Source organism: Mycobacterium sp. DHQP2018-32-09, assembly GCF_058148405.1.
In genome coordinates this window covers 21,002-39,959 of sequence record NZ_JBYVYK010000003.1, presented here as the reverse complement: position 1 = coordinate 39,959, position 18,958 = coordinate 21,002, and the positions used below count along the sequence as shown (strand labels likewise).

The following is an 18,958-nucleotide window of genomic DNA, read 5'->3' as shown; positions in this document are numbered from 1 at the left end:
TTGCCGGGGACGTCCGCGACGGTCTAGACCACCGAGAGGGCGATCCCGTCCAGGATGTCGTGCTCGCTGACCACGAGCTCGGTGATACCCGCCCGGCTGCGCAGCTCACGCGCCAGTTCCTCGACGATCAGCGCGCCGCCGCCGATCACGTCGATGCGGCCCTCGTGCATCGGTCCCAGCGCCGCACGCTGCCGATAGGTCATCGCGATCAGATCGCCGCACACGCGCAGCAGGTCGTCGAAGCCGACGCGCGAGAGGTGGATGGCCTCCGGGTCATAGGTCGTCAGACCCGCCGCCAACGCCGCCAACGTCGTCATGGTGCCCGCCACGCCGACCCACGTCTTGGCCCCCTCCACCGGCACCACCCGCAACGCCTGCCGCAGACCCTCCCGGGCGACGGCCCGAGCGTGGGCGATCTCGGCCTCGGTGGGCGGATCCGAATGCAGGCAGCGCTCCCGCAGGCGCACGCAGCCGATGTCCGCCGAGAAGCTGGCCGTCACGCCGTCGGCACCACCGACCACCACCTCGGTGGATCCGCCGCCGAGATCCACGACCACGAATGGCGCTGCGGCGGAATCGAGTTCGCCCACCGCGCCTCGGAAGGACAGCGCCGCCTCCTCGGTGCCCGTGATGACCTCCGCCACCGCCCCGGTGACCACCGAACCCAGCACCTCGGACGTCATCGCGAAGAACTCCGACCGGTTGCTCACGTCGCGCGCCGCCGACGTCGCCACCATGCGCACCTTCTCGACGCCGTGCGTGCGCATCAGATCCGCGTAGTCGACCAGCGCCGCCCGCGTCCGATGCAGCGCCGCTGGCGCGAATTCGCCGGTGGCGTCGACGCCTTCGCCGAGCCGCACGATCCGCATCTCGCGATGGACGTCACGCAGCACGCCGTCGTGTGCGTCGGCGATCAGCAGGCGAATGGAGTTGGTGCCACAGTCGACCGCAGCGACTCTCATGACGTCCAGGTCTCTCTTTCCAGTAGTCCGGCCATCGCCGGTTCGACCGCCAGGATGGCCAGCGCCTCGTCACCGAACGGGTTGACGCCCTTGCCCTTCGCCAACGAATGCGCCATCACCACGTGCAGGCACTTCACCCGGTCGGGCATGCCACCGCCGGAGAACGTGGTACCCAGTGACTCGATGGCGTCCCGTTCGGCCAGGTAGGACTCGTGGGCGCGGCGATAGGCCGCCGCCAACTCCGGATCCGCCGCCAGCCGCTCGGTCATCTCGCGCATCAACCCCGACGACTCCAGCCGACTCGCGGCCGCCGTCAACACCGGATGCGTCAGGTAGAACAACGTCGGAAACGGCGTGCCGTCGGGCAGGCGCGGCGCCGTCTTCACAACGGCCGGTTCACCATTCGGACAGCGGTAGGCAATCTCCAGCACGCCGCGCGGCTCGCGGCCGAGCTGATTCGCCACCGCCTCCAGATCGCCCGGATCAACCACCGGGAACCGGACCCGGCGGCGGGACGGGAGCGGGCGCGGGCGGCGGCGGGGGCGCGACCGGCGCCGGCGGACCGTGCGGTGCGTCGGCGATGGTGTGCCACAGCGACGTGTACCAGGGCCCGGCCCCTCCTGCGCCCGCGGCCGGCGTCTCCTCGGGCGCGGCGTCCGGGGCCACCGGTGCGGGCAACTGCACCTGATACGGAATGTCGCCGGGCATCACGAAGCCCAGCCGCTCCCTGGCCTGCGCCGCGATGAACACGGGATCGGCGAGCTTGATCTTCTGCTGTTCCAGATCGGCGATCTGCGAACGCAATTGAGACTCGACCTCCTTGAGTTGCCGCATCTCGGCACGCTGCGAGAAGTACGTGCGGACGGGCCCGGCGATGGTGAGCGTCAGCACGCAGATCACCGCGGCCAGGATGGCGGCCCGCCGCGCCGCCGAACCGAGGCGCTGCTCGGACTGCCGCTCCGCGGCGTCGGCCATGGCCCGGCGCACCGGCTCCAGGACCGACCGTTCCTGCGAGCCGGTGTCCTCGACCTCCTCGGGCTCGCCGACGCGCGGCAACACCGGCCGCGGTTCCCGACGCACCGGTGAGGCGCCGCGGGGTCTGCCCCGCGCCGCCTCACCGGACTTGCCGGCCTTCCCCGGACGCGACGCCGGAGAGCGCCGCCTCGGATCGGGCCGTTTGGCGTCGGGCATGGGCGAAAGCTACTTGCTCTCCAGCACGAAACGCGGGAACGCGAGGTCACCGGCGTAGCGTGCGGCGTCGCCGAGGATTTCCTCGATGCGCAGCAGCTGGTTGTACTTCGCCACCCGCTCGCTGCGGGCCGGGGCGCCCGTCTTGATCTGGCCGCTGCCGACGGCCACGGCGAGGTCGGCGATCGTGGTGTCCTCGGTCTCACCCGACCGGTGGCTCATCATGGTCTTGTAGCCGCTGTTGTGTGCCAGCGTCACGGCGTCGAGCGTCTCGGTGAGCGTGCCGATCTGGTTCACCTTCACCAGCAGCGCGTTGGCGGCACCCTTCTCGATGCCCTCCTCGAGCCGCTCGGGATTGGTGACGAACAGGTCGTCGCCCACCAGCTGCACCCGGTCGCCGATGGCCGACGTCAGCGCGACCCAGCCGTCCCAGTCGTCCTCGGACAGCGGATCCTCGATGGACACCAGCGCATAGCCGTCGATCAGTTCGGCGTAGAAGTCCGCCATCTGCTCGGCGGTGCGGTTCTGCTTCTCGAACGCGTAACCCGTGCCCTGCGTGTAGAACTCGGTGGCCGCGACGTCGAGTGCCAGCGCCACGTCACTGCCCAGCTTGAGGCCGGTGGCCTCGATGGCGGTGCCGATCAGGTCGAGCGCGGCCTTGGTGCCCGCGACGTCGGGGGCGAAACCGCCCTCGTCGCCGAGGCCCGTGGCCAGCCCCTGCTTCTTGAGCACCGACTTCAGCGAGTGGTACACCTCGGCACCCCAGCGCAGCGACTCCTTGAACGACGGCGCGCCGATGGGGGCGACCATGAACTCCTGGACGTCGACGCCGGTGTCGGCGTGCGCGCCACCGTTGAGGATGTTCATCATGGGCACCGGCAGCAGGTGCGCGTTGGGCCCGCCCACGTAGCGGAACAGCGGCAGACCCGCGCTCTCGGCCGCGGCCTTGGCCACCGCCAGCGAGACGCCGAGGATCGCGTTGGCACCCAGCCGCGACTTGTCCGGCGTGCCGTCGAGGTCCAGCAGCGCCTGGTCGATGATGCGCTGATCGTCGGCGCTCTGCCCGATGACCGCGGGCGCGATCTCGTCGAGCACGGCGTTCACGGCCTTCTCCACGCCCTTGCCGCCGTAGCGGTCGCCGCCGTCGCGCAACTCGACGGCCTCGTGCTCACCGGTGGACGCACCCGACGGCACGGCGGCCCTGGCGAACGTCCCGTCACTGAGCGCGATCTCGACCTCGACCGTGGGGTTGCCACGGGAGTCGAGGATTTCGCGTGCTCCGACCTGCTCGATCATGGACACTGGCGGCTCCGCCTTTCGTGCGGCTCGAAGGATTGCGCACTCAGCCTAGAAGATCACCCTGGCCGCCGCGTCGGGCGACGCCGACAGCACCGTCATCTGCCCCGCGCGTCCGCGCCCCGCAGCGTCAGCACCGTGCTGCTCACCGTCGCGGCGACCTTGCCGTCTGCTCGCACCACCTCACAGCCGTAGTGGCTGATGGTCCGTCCCGAGTGCGTCGCGCGGGCCGTCGCCACCAGCACGTCGTCCCACACCGGCCGCAGGAACGTCGCCCGCAGGTCGACGCTGGTGAACGACTCCCCGGGCTGCATCAGCGTCGAGTGCGCCGTCCCGATGGCGGCGTCGGCCAGTTCGGTGAGGAAACCGCCGTGGATGGTGCCCTGCTGGTTGGCGTGTCGCGCCACCGTCACCGCGACGCGCACGGTCGCCGTCGCCGGGCCGACGGCCACGAGATCGAAACCCAGCGTCTGGGAGATGGCCGTCGGGTAGCGCATGGGCGCATCGCCGGGCCCGGCGTGCCCGGCGAGCAGGCGCTCGAGCTGATCCAGGACGGCACGTCGCTGCGGTGTCTCGGTCACCGTGCAGACGCTAGGAAGCGCGCATGATGCAATCAAGGAATTGTCCTAACTACAGTGGGCCCATGGCGCAGCGGTATCGACAGATCGCCGACCTGCTGGCCGATCGGATCGAACGGGGCACGCTCGAGGCCGGCACCCGGCTACCGACGCACCGCGCGCTCGCCGACGAGCACGGTGTCGCGCTGGCCACCGCCACCAAGGTCTATCGCGCCCTCATCGCCGCGGGGCTGGTGGTGGGCGAGCCCGGGCGCGGCACGTTCGTCCGCGACCGCACCGGCTTCGCCGGGCTGGAGCCGCGCCGCGTCCCTCGCCACGGCCGCGTCGCCGACCTCTCGTTCAATCAGCCCCACGGCGGCGACCAGGCCGCGAGCCTGCGCACCGCGTTGCGCGACCTCGCCGCCGACGGTGACGTGGGCGCGCTGCTGCGCCAACAGCCGCCCGGGGGCGACCGCCGCTGCCGGGCCGCCATGGCCACCCACGCCCTCGATCGCGGGATCGACGTGGCACCCGACGCGGTGCTGGTGACCAGCGGTGCGCAGCACGGGCTCGACGCCACCCTGGGCGCCCTCGCCGGCCCGAACGCCGGCGACGCCGTCGTCGCCGCCGACGCGCTCACCTACCCCGGGCTGCGACTGTCGGCGTCGGCCCGGCGCGTCGAGGTGGCCGCGCTGCCCGTGGCCGCCGACGGCACCGACCTCGACGCGCTGGACCGGCTGTGCCGCAGTCGCCGGGTGACGGCCGTCTATGCGGTTCCCACCCTGCACAACCCGCTGGGATGGGTGCTCGACGACCAGGCCAGGGACCGGCTCACCGCCATCGCCCGCCGACACGACCTCGTGGTGGTCGAGGACGCCACCTACGCGTTCCTGCACCCCGACGCCCCGGCGCCTCTGCAGTCCCGGGCGCCCGAGCGCACGGTCTACGTCGCGAGCCTGTCCAAGAGCGTCGGTTCGGGCCTGCGGGTGGGCTTCCTGATCGCACCGCCCGCGCTACGGCCGGCGCTGACGCGGCTGCTGCGCGCCACCAGCTGGAGTGCGGCCACGCTCGCGACCACGCTGGCCGCCCGCTGGATCCGCGACGGGACGGTGACCCGGGCGGAGACCCTGCGGCGCGACGACGCCAGGTCCCGCCAGCGGCTGGCGCGGACGGCACTGGCGGGCCTCGACTACCGCGGGCACCCGGACGCGCCGTGGGGTTGGCTCGTGCTGCCCGACGAGGCGCGCGCCGACATCGTGGCCGCTCGGCTGGCCCGCCGCGGCGTGCTGGTCTCCACCGCCGATGCGTTCGCGTTCACCCCGCACGCGCCCAACGCCCTGCGACTGGCGCTCGCGACGCCCGAGACGACCGACCTGACCGAGGCGCTGGCACTGGTCCGCGACGTCGCCACCGGCACCCCCACCGGCACCGCGCCACCGGATCAGAGCGGGTGACCCTCGGCATACGCCGTCGCCCAGTCCCGCACGGTGCGGGCGTACTGATCGGACAGGTTGTAGGCCCGCAGGGCACGCATCCAGCCCTGCGGCGTCGAGAGGTCCTTGCCCGTCCAGCACAGGTAACCGGCCGCCGAGAGCGCGGCGTCGTCGATGTTGTCGGGGCTGATGATGCCGTCGTTGTTGGCGTCGACGGCGTACAGCTTCCACGTCTGCGGGATGAACTGCATGGGGCCCATGGCGCGGTCCAACGTCGGATCCCCGTCCAGCTTGCCGCCGTCGGTGTCGGGAATCTCCATGTTGCCCATCGACCCGTCCAGCGGGACGCCCCGGATGGGTGGGGTGACGTCGCCGTTGGGAGCGATGGTGGCCCCGCGGTAGGTGCCGTGATGACTCTCGACCATCCCGATGCCCGCCAGCGTCGTCCACCGCAGCTGGCACTTGGGGTTGACGACGTCGGCGACGCGGGCGGCGTACGCGTACGCCTCGAGCGCGGTCACCGGGATGCCGAGCGCGGGAGCCCGTTCGGCAGCCCACTCGTGCAGCGCGTCGGCTGGTCTGCCCTGGGCCAGGGTGTCGACGGGCGGCACCGGATCACCCGCCGGCGGCGGCACGCCCTCGGGAATCGGGGTGCCGGTGTGGAAGGAACACGACGAGGCCAGCAGCAGGGCCGCTGCGATGACGACCGCGATCGCCCGCCCCACACGCACTGGCGACACCGCACTCCCTCGCAACCGACCCGAACGGACGTTCCCGGGCCCATTCGGGGCTGACCCGTCCCCCCGACCGGTTTCGTTCCCCGACCGATCTGCTCCATTGTGCCGTGATCGACCGACCGGGCCCCGTCGGCGTGCCGGTGGACCGCCGCGCCGCGTCGAACGTGCAGCACACCGCGGTGCCGCCGACACCCCGACCAGCAGCGGGACCGTCGAATTTAGGGCTGCCTACCCTTTGCAGGTTCCACGATGTATCGTCACCGCGTCGACTCACAGGAGGCTCCATGAAGCTGCACCTTGCGCTGCCCGTCCCACTCGTGGCCACCGCCCTCGTTCTGTCCGCCTGCTCGGGCGGCGGGTCCGGCGGCGACGCGAGCAGCACCGGCAGCAGCAGCAGCGCGGCCTCCTCCTCGGCGGCGGCGCCCGCCGTCGACACCACCACCGAGACCGCCACGGCCGCGCAGGAGTACAAGGCCTACGCCATCGCGCAGGCCGACGAACTCGTCACCGCGGTCAAGAAGCTCACCGACGCCGTGCGCGCCAACGACCTGCAGGCGGCCCAGGACGCCTACGCCCCGTCGCGCATGCCGTGGGAGCGCATCGAGCCCATCGCCGAACTGATCCCCGACGTCGACGCCAAGGTCGACTCGCGCGTCGACGACTTCGCCGGCGTCGACGACCCGGCCTTCACCGGCTGGCACCGGCTGGAGTACCTGCTGTTCGAGAAGAACACCACCGAGGGCGGCGCACCGTTCGCCGACAAGCTCGACGCCGACATCGCCGGGTTGGTCAAGGAACTGCCGAACGTCGACGTCAAGCCGATCAACGTGGCCAACGGCGCGGCCGAACTGATCGAGGAGGTGTCGCAGGGCAAGATCACCGGCGAGGAGGAGCGCTACTCCAAGACCGACCTGTGGGACTTCGACGCCAACCTGCAGGGCTCACGCGACGCGATCGCGAAGCTCAACCCCGCGCTGGCGAAGGCCGACCCGGCGCTGCTCGGCACGATCGAGGCCGGCCTGAACGGACTGTTCGACACCATGCGCCCGCTGCGCCGCGGCGAGGGCTGGGTGCTGTACTGCACCGCCAACGACCCGTACCCGTCGCCGCGCTGCCCCGAGGTCACCGTGACCCCCGAGGTGGTCGACAACCTCAAGAGCCAGCTCGCCGGCCTGTCGGAGAACCTGTCGCAGGTGTCGGGAGTGCTGGGCCTCAAGTGACGGAAAAGCCTCGGCGGCAGGGCCTTTCGCGACGAGGATTCGTCACGGGGGCGCTGACCGCCGGCGCCGGCGCCGCCGTGGGCGCCGGCGCCACCGTCGCGCTCACCCACGCCTCGGGTGGCGGCGCCGCCGCGCCGCCGGCGCCGGCGTTCGTCCCCTTCGAGGGCGCACACCAGACGGGCATCACCGCCCTGCCCATCCCCGAGCAGGGACTCGTCGCGTCGTTCAACGTGCAGTCGCGCGACCGTTCCGGGCTGCAGGACACGCTGATCGAACTCACCGAGGAGATCCGCGGGCTGATGGCGGGCACGCCCCCGGAGGCGCGCGACCCCCAGTTCCCGCCCGTCGACTCCGGGATCCTCGGCGATCAGCCGCCGCCGGACAACCTGTCGATCGTGGTCGGCGTCGGAGCGTCGTTGTTCGACGGCCGCTTCGGGCTCGCCGACCGCAGGCCCAAGGATCTGGTCACGATGCCGTTCCTGGCCAACGACCGCCTGGACCCCAAGCTCTCCCACGGCGACCTCTCGATCATCGTCGAGGCAGGCCACAACGACACCGTGCAGTTCGCGCTGCGGCAGCTGATGCGCCGCACGCGCAGCGATCTCACGTTGAACTGGATGATCGACGGCTACGCCCGCGGCATCGGGGCGGGCACCGCCTCCGGGGCGTCGACGCCCCGAAACCTGCTGGGCTTCAAGGACGGAACCGCCAACCTCGACGTCGGCGACGGCGCCCTGATGGACCGCCACGTCTGGGTCGGCGCCGACGACGACGAGCCCGCCTGGACCGTCGGAGGCTCCTACCAGGCCATTCGGATCATCCGGATGTTCGTCGAGTTCTGGGATCGCACCCAACTGGTGGAGCAGGAGAACCTGTTCGGCCGCAACAAGCTGACCGGCGCGCCGCTGGGACTGCAGGGCGAGTTCACCGACCCCGACTACGCGTCCGACCCCGACGGCAAGCGCATCAAGCTCGACGCCCACATCCGGCTGGCGAACCCGCGTACCCCGGAGACCGACGAAAACCTGATATTGCGTAGGGGATTCAACTACTCACGGGGCTTCGACGGCGCCGGCCGCCTCGATCAGGGGCTGGCGTTCGTCGCCTATCAGCGCTCGCTGGAGAAGGGCTTCCTGGCCGTGCAGGCCCGGCTGAAGGGCGAACCACTCGAGGAGTACGTGCAGCCCGTCGGCGGCGGCTTCTTCTTCATGCTGCCCGGCGTGAGCGGACCCGACCGCTACCTGGGTGATCGACTGCTCGCCTAGTCATCTCCATCAGCGATCTTCGGCATCACAAACGTTCGTTGGACGCGATGACCGGACGCTGGTCGAATGACTGCCATGACCACCCGGCCCACCTCGCTCACCCACGCCATGACGTCCGGTTGGCGGCTGACCTGGCTGCTCGTCACCCTGATCGCCCTCGTCACCGCCGTCGCGGCCATCTGGGTCGGCGGCGCAGATGGCGCCAACCTCGGCATCCGCATCACCGCGCGCACGTCGGCCGTGCTGTTCCTCCTCGCCTTCACCGCGTCGTCGCTGTACCAGCTGTGGCCTGGGCCCTTCACGGCATGGGTCCGCCGCAACCGGCGCTATCTCGGTGTCGCGTTCTTCGGCTCGCACGTAGTGCACGCCGTCTGCATCGTCGCCACCGTGGTGATCGATCAGCCGCGCTTCGAGACGGGCGTCGACCACACCCCGCACGGCGTGTACGTCCTGGACGCCATCGGCTACGCGTTCCTCATCGCCATGACCGTCACGTCGTTCGACGGCGTCGCCCACCGGATGCGCTACGCCACGTGGAAGCGCCTGCACCTCACCGGCAGCTACGTCATCTGGTTGACGTTCTTCGTCGCCTACTGGCGCCGCGGCATCAGCTACCCGCAGTACTACGGCCCGTTCCTGCTGATCGTGTTGGCCGCGTTGACCGTCCGTGGCATCGCAAAGGCCAGGCGACCGGGACGGGCATCATCGGTCACGGCCGCAGCGGCCAGTGCTCCCGCCACTCGTCCTCGGTGATGGCACCCGGCGCCGCCACGTCCAACTCCGAGGGGGCATCGGCGCCACGGCGCGCCGCCGCCACCGCCTCCTCGGTGCGCCGCACCGCGTCCATGAAGTCCAGGGTGGCCGTCCGCAAGGCGTTCTCGGCGTCCCCGTCACCGGTCAGACCGATCGACACGATGCCGTCCGGAATCAGGTCCGCGGGCATGCCCGCGGCCACCACCCGCTCGTACACCTTCTGGGTCAACGCCAACGCCGGCTGTCCGGTGGGCACGTCGTCCATCGCCGACACCCGACCCTCCCGAGCCTTGCGCTGCTTCTCCTGCGCCTTGCGCTGCTCCCACTGCGCCAGCTGATCCTCCAGCGAGATCGACTCCCCCGCCAACACCGCGGGCACCCGGTTGGCCAGCTTGCGCACCAACGCATCGGCGACGTCGTCGATGTCGAAGGCTCCCTCGGGCGCCTCTTGCGCGATGCGCGCATGGAACAGCACCTGCAGCAGCACGTCACCCAACTCGCCGCGCAGTTCCTCGGCGTTGCCGTTGCGCACCGCGTCGAACAGCTCGTAGGTCTCCTCCAGCAGGTAGCGGCGCAGCGACTCGTGGGTCTGCTCGCTCTCCCACGGACCGGACGTGCGCAGCGTGTCCATGGTGGCCACGGCGTCGACGAGCCGTTCCCCCGGCGCGGGCGCCGGGGCGGCGATCAGCGTCTCCCCCGCCGCGAGCCGTGCCCTGACCGTCGGGTGCTCCGGATCCGACGACAGCAGCACCGGCGCGTCCGCGCCGTCGTAGGCGGGCCGCGCCGACGGCAGCGACCACGGCACCCGGATGGGCATCTCCTCGGTGTACTGCACGTCCCCGGCCAGCAGGGCCACGGCCTCGACCGGCACCATCGCCGGCCGTCGCGGGTCGACCAACACGACCGTCACATCACGTTCCTCTACTTGGCGCTGCCCTCGGCGGACGCGCGCCCCGCCGCACTACGCCACCGCTCGAAATCGGTTATATCAACTTCGGTCTGCGCGCGGCCATCCAGTGCGAGCAGCAATCCGGCGACCGCACCCGCCAACTCCAGGTCGCGGATGCGCGGCGCCCCGATGCCCGACCCGGCGCGCGGGATCGGCATGGAGATGGTCGACGTCGTCGCCCGATACGCGGCACTGGGATACATCCGCTTCAACCGCAGCTGCTGCGAATCCGCCAGCGTCAACGGCGAGATCTTCACCGTCGAATCCGAGATCGCGCCGACGTCGGTGACGCCGTACTCCCGGCACAGCAACCGCAGCCGAGCTACCGCGGCCAACCGCTGCGCGGGCTCGGGCAGCGGGCCGTAGCGGTCGATCAGCTCGTCCACCACCGCCAGGATCGACGCGTCGTCGGACGCCGCCGCCAGGCGCCGGTACCCCTCCAGCCGCAACCGGTCGCTGCTGATGTAGTCCGGCGGCAGGTTCGCGTCGATGGGCAGGTCGATGCGGACGTCCTTGGTCTCCTGCGGCGTCGCCACGGTCTTGCCGTCGACGGCGGCCCGGAAGGCCTCGACCGCCTCCCCGACCAACCGCACGTAGAGGTCGAACCCGACGCCGGCCACGTGCCCGGACTGCTCGGCGCCCAACACGTTTCCCGCACCGCGGATCTCGAGATCCTTCATGGCCACCGCCATGCCCGCGCCCAACTCGTTGTTCTGCGCGATGGTGGCAAGCCGGTCATACGCCGTCTCCGTCAGCGGCGAGTCCTGCGGGTACAGGAAGTAGGCGTAGCCCCGCTCGCGCGAGCGGCCCACGCGCCCGCGCAGCTGGTGCAGCTGCGAGAGCCCGAACGTGTCGGCGCGCTCCACGATCAGGGTGTTCGCGTTCGAGATGTCCAGGCCCGTCTCGACGATGGTCGTACACACCAGGATGTCGAACTCGCGGTTCCAGAACCCCTCGACCGTGCGCTCGAGCTGCTCCTCGGGCATCTGCCCGTGCGCCACCACCACCCGCGCCTCCGGCACCAGGTCGCGGATCTTGGCCGCCGCGGAGTCGATGGAACGCACCCGGTTGTGGATGTAGAACGCCTGCCCGTCGCGCAACAGCTCGCGGCGCAGCGCCGCGGCCACCTGCTTGTCGTCGTGCGGGCCCACGTACGTCAGCACGGGGAACCGCTCCTCGGGCGGGGTGAGGATGGTCGACATCTCGCGGATGCCCGCCAGGCTCATCTCCAAGGTGCGCGGGATCGGCGTGGCGCTCATGGTCAGCACGTCGACGTGCGTGCGCATCGACTTGATGTGCTCCTTGTGCTCGACGCCGAAGCGCTGCTCCTCGTCGACGATGACCAGGCCCAGGTCCTTCCACGTCACACCGGTCTGCAGCAGCCGGTGGGTGCCGATCACCACGTCGACGGAGCCGTCCTTCATGCCCTCGACCACCGCGCGCGACTCCGCGGGGTCGGTGAACCGCGACAGCCCCTTGACCGTCACCGGGAACCCGGCCATGCGCGCGGTGAACGTCTGCAGGTGCTGATCGGCCAACAGCGTCGTCGGCACCAGCACGGCCACCTGCTTGCCGTCCTGCACGGCCTTGAACGCCGCGCGCACCGCGATCTCGGTCTTGCCGTAGCCGACGTCGCCGCAGATGACGCGGTCCATCGGGACCGGCTTCTCCATGTCGGCCTTGACCTCGGTGATGGCGGTCAGCTGGTCGACGGTCTCGGTGAAGCCGAACGCGTCCTCCATCTCGGCCTGCCAGGGCGTGTCCGGGGCGAACGCGTGCCCAGGGGCGGACTGACGCTTGGCGTAGAGCGCCACCAGCTCCCCGGCGATCTCGCGAACCGCCTTGCGCGCCTTGGTCTTCGTGTTGGTCCAGTCGCTGCCGCCGAGCTTGCTCAGCGTCGGCGCCTCACCGCCGACGTAGCGCGACAGCTGATCCAGCGCGTCCATCGGCACGTAGAGCTTGTCCGAGCCGCCGCCGCGCTTGCTCGACGCGTACTCCAGCACCAGGTACTCGCGGCGCGCGCCGCCCACCGTGCGCTCGGTCATCTCGACGAAGCGGCCGATGCCGTGCTGGTCGTGCACCACCAGGTCCCCGGCGGCCAACGCCAGCGGGTCCACGACGTTGCGGCGCTTGGCGGCCAGCTTGCGGCCCGTCGGCGCGGTGGCCCGGTTGCCCGTGAGATCGCTCTCGGTGACGATCACCAGGTTGGCGCCCGGCATCACGATGCCGTCGTGCAGCGGCCCCTTCAGCACGCCGACCACGCCCGGCCTCGGTGCCGCGCCGGGTTCCAAGATGCTTGCGGGACTGTCGGATTCGGCGAGTTGCTCGACGACGCGCTGTGCGGTGCCCGCGCCGGGGGTGACCACCGCGGCCAGGCCGCCGGTGGCGACGTGTGCGCGCAGCATCGCGAAGATCTCCTCGACGCCCGCCTGCCCGCGGGCCGACGGCGCGGCGCGGACGTCGAGGGCGACGGCCTGCTCGGAGGCCAGCTGACTGAGCGTCCACCAGGGATGCCCACCCGCGGTCGCGGTCTGGCGCACCTCCTCGAGGGCGCGGAACCCCGAACCGCCCAGCTGCTCGACGTCGATCGGCGCGTCACCGCCGACGGCGGCGACCGACCACGACGCCTCGAGGAACTCGCGTCCCGTCTTGATCAGGTCGGCCGCACGGGTGCGCACCTTCTCCGGATCGCACACCAACACCGGCGCGCCGGCCGGCAGGTGATCGGTGAGCAACCCCAACTCGGTGGGTCGCAGCACCGGCAGCAGGGCCTCCATGCCGTCGACCGGGATGCCCTCGGCCAGCTTGGCCAGCATGTCGGCGACCGTGCCGGTGACGTGCTCGCTGCTGACCGGATGGTCGGCCGCCAACGCCGCCGCGCGCCGGCGCACGTCCTCGGTGAGCAGGAACTCCCGGCACGCCACCGCCACCACCGCCGTGACGTCGATCTCGGGGATCGAGCGCTGGTCGGCCACCGAGAACATGCGCATCTCGGAGACCTCGTCACCCCAGAACTCGACACGCACCGGATGCTCTGCGGTGGGCGGGAACACGTCGAGGATGCCGCCGCGCACCGCGAATTCGCCACGCTTGCCCACCATGTCGACCCGCGTGTACGCCAGGTCGACCAACCGCGCCACGACGGCGTCGAAGTCCGCGTCGGCACCCACCTCCAACGTCACCGGCGCGATCTCGGCGAGGTCCGGCAGCATGGGCTGCAGCAGCGACCGCGCCGTGGTCACCACGACCCGCAGCGGCGCGCCGAGCAGCGCGTCGTCGGGGTGCGACAGCCGGCGCAGCACCTTCACCCGTGCGCCGACCGTCTCGACCCCCGGCGACAGCCGCTCGTGCGGCAGCGTCTCCCACGACGGGAACATCGCGACGGCGTCGCCGAGGGTGGCCCGCAGTTCGGCGGTCAGATCGTCGGCCTCGCGGCCCGTCGCGGTGACCACCAGCAGCGGCCCCGCCGAGGCCAGCGCGGCGGCCACGAACAGCCGCGCCGCCGCGGGCGCCACCAGGTCTCGGGCGGCGCCGTCGGCGGCGAAGCGTACGACGTCTCGCAGGCCGGGATCGGCCAGTGCCGACTCGACGAGCCCCGCCATCGGGGTCTGGACATGGTGGTACCCCGGTGCGTTCATCGTCTTCCGATTCTAGGAGGAGGTCCGACACCTCCAGGAGGAGGAGGTCCGACACCGTGCCGGACACCCCGTGATGTGCGCCCACCGGGCAGCACGGCGCATCGAACCCGCTAGGACCCGGCGCTGCGGCGTGAAGAGATCGTCAAGATCCTGGCCGGGCGGTCGCCACGGGTGGACCGTGAGGACATGACGCTCCTCGACAGCCTGCACACGCTGCACCGTGCCGCGCCCCTGCGCATCGACCCGGCCGTATGGCCGATCACCGCGCGCGTCGACCCCGAGGGCAGGCTGTGCGTGGGCGGTGTCCCCCTGACCGAGCTGGCCGACGAATTCGGCACGCCCGCCTACGTGCTCGACGAGGCCGACTTCGACCATCGCGTGGCGACCTACCGGTCCCGCCTACGGGGCGTGCGCATCACCTACGCGGGCAAGGCACTGCTCACCACCGAGGTGGCGCGCTGGGTGGCCCGCAACCACCTGGGCCTGGACGTCTGCTCCCAGGGCGAGCTGGCCGCCGCCCTGGCCGGCGGGGTGGACCCGCGCAACCTCGTGGTACACGGCAACGCCAAGACCACCGCCGAACTGCGCACCGCCGCCGACGCCGGGGTCGGGCGCATCGTCGTCGACTGCGGCACCGAGATCGCACTGCTGGCCAGCCAGCTGCGCCGCCCCGTCGACGTCCTGGTGCGCGTCACCCCCGACGTCGACATTCACGGCCACGCCGCCGTCACCACGGGCGTCACCGACCAGAAGTTCGGGTTCGCGATCGCCGACGGTCACGCCATGCTCGCCATCCGGCGCGTGCTCGACCAGCCGATGCTGCGCCTCGTCGGCCTGCACTGCCACCTGGGATCACAGGTCACCGATCCCACGCCCTACGGCGACGCCATCGTCCGCATGGTGCGCCTGATGTCCGACGTGCGCACCCGTTACGGCGTGCTGCTACCGGAGCTGAACATCGGCGGCGGCCACGGCGTGCCCTACGTGGCGGGCGACCCCGAACTGAACCTCGGCGCCCTCGACGACGTCATCGAGGACTCGCTGGACGCGGCCTGCGGCGCCGAGCGCATCCCGCGGCCGGCCATCGTCGTCGAACCCGGCCGCGCCCTGGTCGCCCGGGCAGGCGTCACCGCCTACCGCGTCATCGCGATCAAGCACCAGCCCGGCGGCCGCACGTTCGTCGCCGTCGACGGCGGCATGAGCGACAACCCGCGCGTCGCGCTGTACGGCGCGCGCTACACCGTCACCGTCGCCAACCGTCACCCCCTGGGACCCACGCAGCCGGTGACGGTCGTCGGCAGGCACTGCGAGGCCGGCGACGTCATCGCCCACGACGTCGACCTGCCCGCCGACCTGCATCCCGGGGACCTGCTGGCCGTGGCCTGCACCGGCGCCTACCACCACAGCATGGCCTCCACGTTCAACCTCGTGGGTCGGCCGCCCGTGGTCGCGGTGCGCCGCGGGCAGGCGCGCCTGATCGTGCGGCGCGAGACCACCGCCGACCTGCTGCTGCGCGACCAGGGCTGAGCGCGCTACCCGTCGTGCAGTTCGGGATCCGGCTCGAGGTGCGTCAGCCCGTTCCACACCAGGTTCACCACGTGCGCGGCGACGACCTCCTTCTTCGGTTCGCGGACGTCGAGCCACCACTGCGCCGTCATCGACACCGAGCCGACGAGCGCCTGCGCGTACAGCGGCGCGAGATCCGGATCGAGACCGCGCCGGGCGAAGTCGCCCGCCAGGATCGAGGACACCTGGTTGACGGCGTCGTTGAGCAGGGTGGCGTACGTGCCCGACGTGATGGCCGCCGGCGAGTCGCGGATCAGGATGCGGAACCCGTCGGTGTGTTCCTCGACGTAGGTCAGCAACGCCAGCGCCACCCGCTCCACCCGCACCCGCGACCGGTTGTTGGTCAACGACGCCGTGATGCCGTCCAGCAGGGCCGACATCTCGCGGTCCACGACCACGGCGTAGAGCCCCTCCTTGCCGCCGAAGTGCTCGTACACCACGGGTTTCGACACGTTCGCGCGCTGCGCGACCTCCTCGATCGACGTGCCGTCGTATCCGCGTTCGGCGAACAGCGACTTCGCGACCTCCACGAGCTGTTGGCGCCGCTCACTGCCGGTCATCCGGGCGCGAGGAGCGCGCGGCTCCTTGTCGGGTCCTGCCACGGCCGTCAGCCTAGGGCGTCGTTTCCCTCGGCATCCACTAAAGTCTCGACCGTTGGTCCGTCGTGGTGTAATCGGCAGCACCTCTGATTTTGGTTCAGATAGTTCAGGTTCGAGTCCTGGCGACGGAGCGAGGCTCAAGCCGCGATCGGAAGTGATTCGTGACCACACAATCCGACGTCGCCGTCGTCGTGCTGGCTGCCGGAGCAGGCACCCGGATGCGGTCCGCGACCCCCAAGATGCTGCATCACCTGGCAGGCCGCAGCATGCTCGCCCACGTCCTGCACGCCGTGACCGCGCTGTCCCCACGCCACGTCGTGGTGGTCGTGGGCCACGGCCGCGAGCAGGTCGGCGCCGAGGTCGCCCGCGTGTCGGGCGGCACCGCCGTCACGGTCGTGCAGGAAGACCAGCTCGGCACCGGCCACGCCGTCGGCGTCGGCCTGTCGGGGCTGCCCGACGACTTCGCGGGCACCGTCGTCGTGACCACCGCCGACGTCCCGCTGCTCGACGGCGACACCCTGGCCGCGCTGACCACCGAGCACGAGGGTGCCGGGGCCACGGTGCTCACCACGACGCTGCCCGATCCCACCGGCTACGGCCGCATCGTGCGCGACGCGCAGCACGCCGTCGTCGCCATCGTCGAACACGCCGACGCCGACGCCGCCCACCGCGCCATCGCCGAGATCAACTCCGGGGTGTACGCGTTCGACGCCGCGGCACTGCGCACGGCGCTGGGCCAGTTGCGGGCCGACAACGCCCAGGGCGAGCTGTATCTCACCGACGCCATCGCGTTGATCCGCGAGAGCGGCCGGCCGGTGCGCGCCCGCCACGTCGACGACAGCGCGCTGGTGGCAGGCATCAACGACCGCGTGCAGCTCGCCGAGCTGGCCGGCGAACTCAACCGGCGCATCGTCGCGCGCCACCAGCGCGCCGGCGTCACCGTGACCGACCCCGCCACGACGTGGATCGACGTCGACGTCGAGATCGGCCCCGACACCGTGATCGCCCCGGGCACGCAGCTGCTGGGGGCCACCGTCATCGGTGCCGGCTGCAGCATCGGCCCCGACACCACGCTGACCTCGATGGAGGTGGGCGACGGCGCCTCGGTCGTGCGGACGCACGGCGAGCTGTCGGTGATCGGCCCCGGCGCCACCGTCGGCCCGTTCACCTATCTGCGGCCGGGCACCGAACTGGGCCGCGACGGCAAGCTGGGTGCGTTCGTCGAGACCAAGAACACCGTGATCGGCACCGGCACCAAGGTGCCGCACCTGACGTACGTGGGCGACGCCGACATCGGCGAGCACTCCAACATCGGCGCCTCGAGCGTGTTCGTGAACTACGACGGCGAACAGAAGAGCCGCACCACCATCGGATCGCACGTGCGCACCGGCTCGGACACCATGTTCGTGGCGCCGGTGAGCATCGGCGACGGCGCCTACACCGGCGCGGGCACCGTGATCCGCGACGACGTGCCGCCCGGCGCGCTGGCGGTGTCGGCAGGCCCGCAGCGCAACATCGAGGACTGGGTGCTGCGCAAGCGGCCCGACAGCGCGTCGGCCCGCGCCGCGGCCGCCGCACGCTCCCAGACCGAGGGGGCCGACCCCGAACCGACCCCAGAGAACGGGTGATCGCGGCGACGATCGGATGCCTGCCGTTCGGATTCTGGTAACCCGGCGACACGCGTGCAGGAATGCTCCGTACCATTGCCCCGTATCGCTCCCCGACCGCGAAGGCAGCCCAGTGGCCACGGATTGGACCGACAACCGCAAGAACCTGATGCTCTTCTCCGGGCGCGCACACCCGGAGTTGGCCGAGCAGGTCGCCAAGGAACTGGACGTGCCCGTCACGGCCCAGACGGCGCGCGACTTCGCCAACGGCGAGATCTTCGTCCGCTTCGACGAGTCGGTACGAGGCAGCGACGCCTTCGTGCTGCAGAGCCATCCCGCGCCGCTCAACACGTGGCTGATGGAACAGCTCATCATGATCGACGCGCTCAAGCGCGGCAGCGCCAAGCGCATCACCGCGATCCTGCCGTTCTATCCGTACGCGCGGCAGGACAAGAAGCACCGCGGCCGCGAGCCCATCTCCGCGCGGCTGGTCGCCGACCTGTACAAGACCGCAGGCGCCGACCGCATCGTCACCGTCGACCTGCACACCGATCAGATCCAGGGCTTCTTCGACGGTCCGGTGGACCACATGCGCGCCCAGAAGCTGCTGTGCGGCTACATCGTCGAGAACTACGCCGACCACGACATGGTGGTCGTGTCCCCCGACTCGGGCCGCGTGCGCGTCGCCGAGAAGTGGGCCGACTCCCTCGGCGGCGTGCCGCTGGCCTTCATCCACAAGACCCGTGACCCGCTGGTGCCCAACCAGGTGAAGTCCAACCGCGTCGTCGGTGACGTCAAGGGCAAGACCTGCATCCTCACCGACGACATGATCGACACCGGCGGCACCATCGCCGGGGCGGTCAAGCTGCTCAAGGCCGACGGTGCGGGCGACGTGATCATCGCCGCCACGCACGGCGTACTGAGCCACCCGGCCCGCGAGCGACTCGCCGACTGCGGGGCCCGCGAGGTCATCGTCACCAACACGCTGCCCATCGGCGAGGACAAGCAGTTCCCGCAGTTGACCGTGCTGTCCATCGCGCCGCTGGTGGCCAACACCATCCGCGCGGTGTTCGACAACGGTTCGGTGACCAGCCTGTTCGACGGTTCGGCCTAGCGCTCGTCGCGAGGAGCTAGCAGGCATGGTGGCCACGATCCTTCACGACCCGTCCAAGGGCACCCGGTTGGCTC

16 protein-coding genes and 1 tRNA gene are annotated in these 18,958 nt (G+C 71.1%); 8 read left to right on the top strand and 9 right to left on the bottom strand.

Annotated features, from left to right (window positions below):
* Nucleotides 1–23: 23 nt before the first annotated feature.
* The 5 genes from AC30CM_RS02690 to AC30CM_RS02670 all read right to left on the bottom strand — a co-directional run bounded on the left by AC30CM_RS02690 (nucleotide 24) and on the right by AC30CM_RS02670 (nucleotide 3,943).
* Nucleotides 24–962, bottom strand: a complete 939-nt coding sequence (locus AC30CM_RS02690; RefSeq protein WP_490115275.1) for a Ppx/GppA phosphatase family protein — start codon at nucleotides 960–962, stop codon at nucleotides 24–26.
* A complete protein-coding gene (locus AC30CM_RS02685; protein WP_490115274.1) occupies nucleotides 959–1,453 on the bottom strand; it encodes a DUF501 domain-containing protein in 495 nt (164 codons plus the stop codon). The genes AC30CM_RS02690 and AC30CM_RS02685 overlap by 4 nt, the downstream gene beginning before the upstream one ends.
* A complete protein-coding gene (locus AC30CM_RS02680; protein ID WP_490115273.1) occupies nucleotides 1,446–2,153 on the bottom strand; it encodes a septum formation initiator family protein in 708 nt (235 codons plus the stop codon). Before AC30CM_RS02680 ends, AC30CM_RS02685 begins: the two co-directional genes overlap by 8 nt.
* A 9-nt stretch (nucleotides 2,154–2,162) precedes the next feature.
* Nucleotides 2,163–3,452: a phosphopyruvate hydratase gene (eno, locus tag AC30CM_RS02675; protein WP_490115272.1), complete on the bottom strand. Its 1,290-nt coding sequence runs from the start codon at nucleotides 3,450–3,452 to the stop codon at nucleotides 2,163–2,165.
* 92 nt (nucleotides 3,453–3,544) lie between these two features.
* The gene (locus tag AC30CM_RS02670; protein ID WP_490115380.1) at nucleotides 3,545–3,943 is read right to left on the bottom strand and encodes a PaaI family thioesterase; all 399 of its coding nucleotides are present in this window, start codon (nucleotides 3,941–3,943) and stop codon (nucleotides 3,545–3,547) included.
* A 146-nt stretch (nucleotides 3,944–4,089) separates the two neighbouring features.
* On the opposite strand from AC30CM_RS02670, the gene AC30CM_RS02665 reads away from it, so the two are divergent.
* Complete coding sequence (locus AC30CM_RS02665; RefSeq protein ID WP_490115271.1) at nucleotides 4,090–5,457, top strand: aminotransferase-like domain-containing protein; 1,368 nt, start codon at nucleotides 4,090–4,092, stop codon at nucleotides 5,455–5,457.
* Here AC30CM_RS02665 and AC30CM_RS02660 read toward each other — a convergent pair.
* Nucleotides 5,445–6,176 carry a lytic transglycosylase domain-containing protein gene (locus AC30CM_RS02660; protein ID WP_490115270.1) on the bottom strand — a complete coding sequence of 244 codons (732 nt, stop codon included), beginning with the start codon at nucleotides 6,174–6,176 and terminating at the stop codon, nucleotides 5,445–5,447. The two genes, AC30CM_RS02665 and AC30CM_RS02660, sit on opposite strands and share 13 nt — an antisense overlap.
* A gap of 281 nt (nucleotides 6,177–6,457) precedes the next feature.
* Between AC30CM_RS02660 and AC30CM_RS02655 the strand changes: the two genes are divergently transcribed.
* The 3 genes from AC30CM_RS02655 (at nucleotide 6,458) to AC30CM_RS02645 (ending at nucleotide 9,411) form a co-directional block, all read left to right on the top strand.
* The gene (locus AC30CM_RS02655) at nucleotides 6,458–7,393 is read left to right on the top strand and encodes an EfeM/EfeO family lipoprotein (RefSeq protein WP_490115269.1); all 936 of its coding nucleotides are present in this window, start codon (nucleotides 6,458–6,460) and stop codon (nucleotides 7,391–7,393) included.
* Nucleotides 7,390–8,658: a Dyp-type peroxidase gene (locus tag AC30CM_RS02650; protein ID WP_490115268.1), complete on the top strand. Its 1,269-nt coding sequence runs from the start codon at nucleotides 7,390–7,392 to the stop codon at nucleotides 8,656–8,658. The genes AC30CM_RS02655 and AC30CM_RS02650 overlap by 4 nt, the downstream gene beginning before the upstream one ends.
* A 66-nt stretch (nucleotides 8,659–8,724) precedes the next feature.
* The gene (locus tag AC30CM_RS02645) at nucleotides 8,725–9,411 is read left to right on the top strand and encodes a hypothetical protein (RefSeq protein ID WP_490115267.1); all 687 of its coding nucleotides are present in this window, start codon (nucleotides 8,725–8,727) and stop codon (nucleotides 9,409–9,411) included.
* On the opposite strand, the gene AC30CM_RS02640 is transcribed toward AC30CM_RS02645, so the two are convergent.
* Entirely contained in the window at nucleotides 9,368–10,321 is a 954-nt protein-coding gene (locus tag AC30CM_RS02640; protein WP_490115266.1) for a nucleoside triphosphate pyrophosphohydrolase, read from the bottom strand. The two genes, AC30CM_RS02645 and AC30CM_RS02640, sit on opposite strands and share 44 nt — an antisense overlap.
* A gap of 11 nt (nucleotides 10,322–10,332) precedes the next feature.
* Nucleotides 10,333–13,998, bottom strand: coding sequence for a transcription-repair coupling factor (gene mfd / locus AC30CM_RS02635; RefSeq protein WP_490115265.1), 3,666 nt, complete (start codon nucleotides 13,996–13,998; stop codon nucleotides 10,333–10,335).
* A gap of 186 nt (nucleotides 13,999–14,184) precedes the next feature.
* Here mfd and lysA point away from each other — a divergent pair, with 186 nt between their 5' ends.
* Nucleotides 14,185–15,525 carry a diaminopimelate decarboxylase gene (lysA, locus tag AC30CM_RS02630; RefSeq protein ID WP_490115264.1) on the top strand — a complete coding sequence of 447 codons (1,341 nt, stop codon included), beginning with the start codon at nucleotides 14,185–14,187 and terminating at the stop codon, nucleotides 15,523–15,525.
* A gap of 5 nt (nucleotides 15,526–15,530) precedes the next feature.
* On the opposite strand, the gene AC30CM_RS02625 is transcribed toward lysA, so the two are convergent.
* Nucleotides 15,531–16,124, bottom strand: coding sequence for a TetR/AcrR family transcriptional regulator (locus AC30CM_RS02625; protein ID WP_490115379.1), 594 nt, complete (start codon nucleotides 16,122–16,124; stop codon nucleotides 15,531–15,533).
* A gap of 98 nt (nucleotides 16,125–16,222) precedes the next feature.
* Between AC30CM_RS02625 and AC30CM_RS02620 the strand changes: the two genes are divergently transcribed.
* From AC30CM_RS02620 to AC30CM_RS02610, 3 genes are all read left to right on the top strand, one after another.
* A tRNA-Gln gene (locus tag AC30CM_RS02620) sits at nucleotides 16,223–16,294 on the top strand.
* A 30-nt stretch (nucleotides 16,295–16,324) separates the two neighbouring features.
* Nucleotides 16,325–17,791, top strand: a complete 1,467-nt coding sequence (gene glmU, locus AC30CM_RS02615) for a bifunctional UDP-N-acetylglucosamine diphosphorylase/glucosamine-1-phosphate N-acetyltransferase GlmU (protein WP_490115263.1) — start codon at nucleotides 16,325–16,327, stop codon at nucleotides 17,789–17,791.
* Nucleotides 17,792–17,903: 112 nt separating this feature from the next.
* Nucleotides 17,904–18,884 (top strand): ribose-phosphate diphosphokinase, encoded by a 981-nt coding sequence (locus AC30CM_RS02610; protein ID WP_490115262.1) that lies wholly within the window; start codon nucleotides 17,904–17,906, stop codon nucleotides 18,882–18,884.
* Nucleotides 18,885–18,958 lie beyond the last annotated feature (74 nt).

Coding starts and splice junctions, on each gene's coding strand:
- AC30CM_RS02690 (WP_490115275.1), bottom strand. CDS start 962: ATGAGAGTCGCTGCGGTCGACTGTGGCACCAACTCCATTCGCCTGCTG.
- AC30CM_RS02680 (WP_490115273.1), bottom strand. CDS start 2,153: ATGCCCGACGCCAAACGGCCCGATCCGAGGCGGCGCTCTCCGGCGTCG.
- AC30CM_RS02670 (WP_490115380.1), bottom strand. CDS start 3,943: ATGCGCTACCCGACGGCCATCTCCCAGACGCTGGGTTTCGATCTCGTG.
- AC30CM_RS02665 (WP_490115271.1), top strand. CDS start 4,090: ATGGCGCAGCGGTATCGACAGATCGCCGACCTGCTGGCCGATCGGATC.
- AC30CM_RS02655 (WP_490115269.1), top strand. CDS start 6,458: ATGAAGCTGCACCTTGCGCTGCCCGTCCCACTCGTGGCCACCGCCCTC.
- AC30CM_RS02645 (WP_490115267.1), top strand. CDS start 8,725: ATGACTGCCATGACCACCCGGCCCACCTCGCTCACCCACGCCATGACG.
- mfd (WP_490115265.1), bottom strand. CDS start 13,998: ATGAACGCACCGGGGTACCACCATGTCCAGACCCCGATGGCGGGGCTC.
- lysA (WP_490115264.1), top strand. CDS start 14,185: ATGACGCTCCTCGACAGCCTGCACACGCTGCACCGTGCCGCGCCCCTG.
- AC30CM_RS02625 (WP_490115379.1), bottom strand. CDS start 16,124: ATGACCGGCAGTGAGCGGCGCCAACAGCTCGTGGAGGTCGCGAAGTCG.